Origin of the sequence: Clostridium acidisoli DSM 12555 (genome assembly GCF_900176305.1) — a bacterium.
Lineage (GTDB): Bacteria > Bacillota > Clostridia > Clostridiales > Clostridiaceae > Clostridium_I > Clostridium_I acidisoli.
Genome location: NZ_FWXH01000061.1, coordinates 1 through 1,341 on the forward strand (window position 1 = coordinate 1; position 1,341 = coordinate 1,341).

Genomic DNA, 1,341 nt, shown 5'->3' on the forward strand with positions numbered 1-1,341 from the left:
TCAAACTGTCCCAAATAGTTAAAGCATATTTCTGGTTTTAACTTAAATTCCATCTTATCCTTAGAAAGATATTTAATTATGCCATAGCCAATTCCTTTATTAGGTATCCTTCTTAAAGAATCTTTTGTATTCTTTATCATCATTCCTAATTCTTCATTACTACTGCTTAAAACTATTGGATATTGCGAAGTAAACCATCCTATTGTTCTTGTTATATCCACATTTTTTACAATCTCTTCTCTACCATGAGATTCCAAGTTGACTAATATATTTTTCTCGCCTGTCCATTTACTTATTGTTAATCCTAAAGCTGTTAATAGCACATCCTCTATTTCTGTGTTATATGCCTTATTTACATGTTTTAATAATTTTTCTGTTTCCTCTTTTGTAAGGTTAAATCCTACACTTCTTAAATCTTTAATCCTAGCTACAGCTACCTCTTTGTCCTTTGGAAGTTTCCTTACGTCAAACTTATCTATATAGCTCCAGTATTCTAGCTGTTTTCTCATATTGTAGCTGTCAGCATATTTCTTCTGCTCTACTGCCCACTCTTTAAAGGATGTTGTTTTATCTTGAAGTATTATGTCTTCTCCATCTTTAGCCATTTCATATGCCTTTGATAAATCTTCAAATAATATTCTCCATGAAACCCCGTCTATAACTAGATGGTGTATTGCTATTAGTAAATGATCTCCTTTATGGGTTTTAAATAAACTTAATTTAACAAGAGGTCCCTCCTCTAAATTAATACTACCTTGAATTTCATCACACTTTTCTGTTATTTCTTTCTCACTTAAACCTTCATATACATTTAAGTCATATAACTTTTCACTTGTACCTCTATTAATTTGATGTATTTCACCATTTTCATTCTTATACACCATTCTTAAAGCATCGTGGTGAATAATTATAGCTTCAAATGCTTTTTCAAATGCTTCTTTTTCAAACCCATCTTTACTAAACAGCATTACCGATTGATTCCAATGCTGTTTTTCCTCAAAATTCCTTTCAAAGAACCACTTTTGTATAGGCGTTAATTCTACTTCTCCAACTACTTCATCTTGGCTTATTGTTAAAGCATTTTTCTTTATGCACTTACTTAAAGCTTTTATATTTGAATTGTTGAATATATCCTTAACTTCAAAATAATATCCCTTTGCTTTAGCTCTTGATATTACCTGTATTGATTTTATGGAATCTCCACCTAAACTGAAAAAGTCATCGTTTATTCCTATATTGTCTATATCCAATACGTCTTCCCATATTTGTACAAGCTTTTGTTCTATTTCATTTCTTGGAGCCTCATATTCTGCTCCTGTATCAATTTTACCTTGTGGCTCT

Annotated in this window: 1 protein-coding gene; it reads right to left on the reverse strand. The window is 30.9% G+C overall.

The features are described from left to right. Positions 1 to 1,341, reverse strand: a 1,341-nt coding sequence (locus B8978_RS19345; RefSeq protein WP_242950605.1) for a condensation domain-containing protein, incomplete at both ends; no start/stop codon positions are given.